This window comes from Pseudonocardia sp. SID8383 (assembly GCF_009864975.1).
Lineage (GTDB): Bacteria > Actinomycetota > Actinomycetes > Mycobacteriales > Pseudonocardiaceae > Pseudonocardia > Pseudonocardia alni.
On sequence record NZ_WWFY01000502.1, the window covers coordinates 1 to 3,234 of the forward strand.

The 3,234-nt window shown below is 76.9% G+C and carries 2 protein-coding genes; both read left to right on the forward strand.

Annotation, left to right across the window (positions count from 1 at the left end; genetic code table 11):
* A partial coding sequence (locus GTW08_RS12195) for a phosphopantetheine-binding protein (RefSeq protein ID WP_237453785.1) occupies positions 1 to 601 on the forward strand: 601 nt, incomplete at its 5' end.
* 37 nt (positions 602 to 638) lie between these two features.
* On the forward strand, positions 639 to 3,234 hold a 2,596-nt coding region (locus GTW08_RS12200), incomplete at its 3' end, for a type I polyketide synthase (protein ID WP_161151938.1).

Here is a 3,234-nt window from a genome sequence, read left to right on the forward strand (position 1 = left end):
CGTGCTCCGCGCCCTGGTGCGCAGCAGGCGCCGGACCGCGGCCGCCACCGAGGGCGCGGGCGGTCTGCTCCGCAGGCTCGCCGGGATGGAGCCCGGCGCCCGGCACGCCGAGCTGCTGGCGCTCGTCCGCGCCGAGACCGCGGCGGTGCTCGGGCACACCGGTGCCGAGGCGGTCCCCGCCGACCGGCACTTCAGCCGGCTCGGGTTCGACTCGCTCACCGGTCTGGAGCTGCGGATGCGGCTGGCGGCCGCCACCGGGTCCAGGCTCCCGGCAACGCTGGTGTTCGACCACCCCACCCCGGCCGAGGTGGCCCGCCACCTCGACGAGGAGGTGCTCGGCTCGGCGGACCGGGGGGCGTCCTCCCCGCTGGCCGAGCTGGACCGGCTGGAGGCCGCGCTGTCCCCCGACGGTGCCGACGCCGAGACCCGTAGCGGGGTCGCCCGCCGGCTGCGCCGACTGCTGGAGCAGTGGGACGGGGCCCGCACCGACGGCGCCGACCCCGACGGCCGCACCGCCGTCGACGAACGCCTCGAATCGGCGAGCACCGAGCAGGTCCTCGCCTTCATCGACAACGAACTCGGCCGGTCGTCGGCGCGCTGACCCCGGACCCCCACGAACGAGAGAGGCGGACAGGACCATGCCCGACGAACAGAAGCTCGTCGACTACCTGAAGTGGGTCACGGCCGATCTGCACGACACCCGGCGACGACTGGCCGAGGCGGAGGCAGCCCGGCACGAGCCGGTCGCGATCGTCGGGATGGCCTGCCGGTTCCCCGGCGGGGTGCGCTCCCCGGAAGACCTGTGGGAGCTGCTCACCGCCGGCCGCGACGGCATCGGCCCGTTCCCCGACGACCGCGGCTGGGACCTCGACGCGCTGGCCGGCGACGGTCCCGCGGCGAGCGCCACCCAGCGGGGCGGGTTCCTGCCCGGCGCCGCCGAGTTCGACCCCGCGTTCTTCGACATCTCCCCGCGCGAGGCGCTCGCGATGGACCCGCAGCAGCGGCTGCTGCTGGAGACCGCGTGGGAGGCGTTCGAACGGTCCGGGATCGACCCCAAGGGGCTGCGCGGCAGCCGCACCGGGGTCTTCGTCGGCACCAACGGCCAGGACTACACCCACCTCGTCCTCGCCTCCGCCGACGACATGGGCGGCTACGCCGGCAACGGCCTCGCCGCCAGCGTGCTGTCCGGCCGGGTGTCGTTCGCCCTCGGGCTGCAGGGCCCCGCCGTCACCCTGGACACGGCGTGCTCGTCGGCGCTGGTGGGGCTGCACCTCGCCGCCCAGGCCGTGCGCAGCGGCGAGTGCGGTCTGGCGCTCGCCGGTGGCGTGACCGTGATGACCACCCCGGCGAACTTCTCCGGGTTCAGCCTGCACGGCGGCCTCGCCCCGGACGGACGCTGCAAGGCCTTCGCCGACGGCGCCGACGGCACCGGCTGGTCCGAGGGGATCGGCCTGCTCGTGGTCGAGAAGCTCGCCGACGCCCGCGCGCACGGGCACCCGGTGCTCGCCGTGCTCCGCGGCTCCGCGGTGAACTCCGACGGCGCGTCGAACGGGCTCAGCGCCCCGAACGGGCCGGCCCAGCAGCGGGTGATCCGCCAGGCGCTGGCCAGCGGCGGGCTGTCCCCGGCCGACGTCGACGCCGTCGAGGCGCACGGCACCGGCACCGCGCTCGGCGACCCGATCGAGGCCCAGGCCCTGCTCGCCACCTACGGCGCCGACCGTGACCCCGACCGGCCGCTGCTGCTCGGCTCGGTGAAGTCCAACCTCGGCCACACCCAGGCCGCCGCCGGTGCCGCCGGGGTGATCCGGACCGTGCTGGCGCTGCAGCACGCGACGCTGCCCCGCACCCTGCACGTCGACGCGCCGTCGAGCCACGTCGACTGGTCCGCGGGGGCGGTCCGGCTGCTCACCGGGCAGACCGCGTGGCCGGACACCGGGCGTGCGCGGCGTGCAGGGGTGTCGTCGTTCGGGATCAGCGGCACCAACGCCCACGTCGTGCTGGAACAGGCTCCCACCGACCCGGCGGAGCCCACGGGGTCCACGGTCCCCACCGGGCCCGCGGTGCGCCCGCAGGCCGTCGCCTGGCCGGTCTCGGCGCGCTCCGCCACGGCACTGGACGCCCAGCTGGAACGGGTCCGCGCCCTCGCGGCGGCGCCCGTCCCGGCCGACGTCGGCCAGGCGCTGGCCACCACCCGCACCCCGTTCGCGCACCGCGCGCTGCTCGTCCACACCGGCGACGGGCTCACCGAGGCCGCCCGCGACGTCGTCCCCACCGGTGACCGCGGCGGGCTCGCCGTCCTGTTCTCCGGGCAGGGCTCGCAGCGGCTCGGCGCAGGCTGCGAGCTGCACGCCCGGTTCGCGGTGTTCGCGGCGGCGTTCGACGAGACCGTCGCCCTGCTCGACGCCCGGCTCGGTGCGTCGCTGCGCGAGGTCGTCTGGGGCAGCGACCGGGCCGCGCTCGACGACACCCGGTTCACCCAGCCCGCGTTGTTCGCGACCGAGGTCGCGCTCCACCGGCTCGTCGAGTCCTGGGGGGTGCGCCCCGGCCACGTCGGGGGCCACTCGGTCGGCGAGATCACCGCCGCACACGTCGCCGGGATCCTGTCCCTCGACGACGCCTGCACCCTCGTCGCCGCCCGCGCCCGGCTCATGGCCGACCTGCCCGCGGGCGGGGCGATGGTCGCGCTGCAGGCCCGCGAGGACGAGGTCGCCCCGCTGCTGGGCGACGACGTCGCGATCGCCGCCGTCAACGGTCCCGACGCGGTCGTGGTCTCGGGCGACGCCGACGCCGTCGCCGCCGTCGCGGCCCGGTTCGAGGACCGGGGCCGGCGCATCCGCACCCTGTCCGTCAGCCACGCCTTCCACTCGCCGCTGATCGACCCGATGCTCGCCGAGTTCGCCCGGGTCGTCGACGGCCTCACCTTCGCCGAGCCACGGATCCCCGTCGTCTCGAACCTGACCGGCGAGGTGTCCGGCGAGCTCACCGACCCCGGCTACTGGGTGCGGCACGCCCGCGGCGCCGTCCGCTTCGGCGACGGGGTCGCGGCCCTGGCCGGCCTGGGCGTGCGGACCTTCCTCGAGCTCGGCCCGGACGCCGTGCTGTCCGCGCTGGTCGCCGAGAACGCCCCCGGCGCCGTCGCCGTCCCCGCACTGCGGCGCGGCGCGGGGGAGGAGGCCACCCTGCTCGTCGCGGCCGGTGCGCTGTGGACCCGCGGGACCGACGTCGACTGGGCGG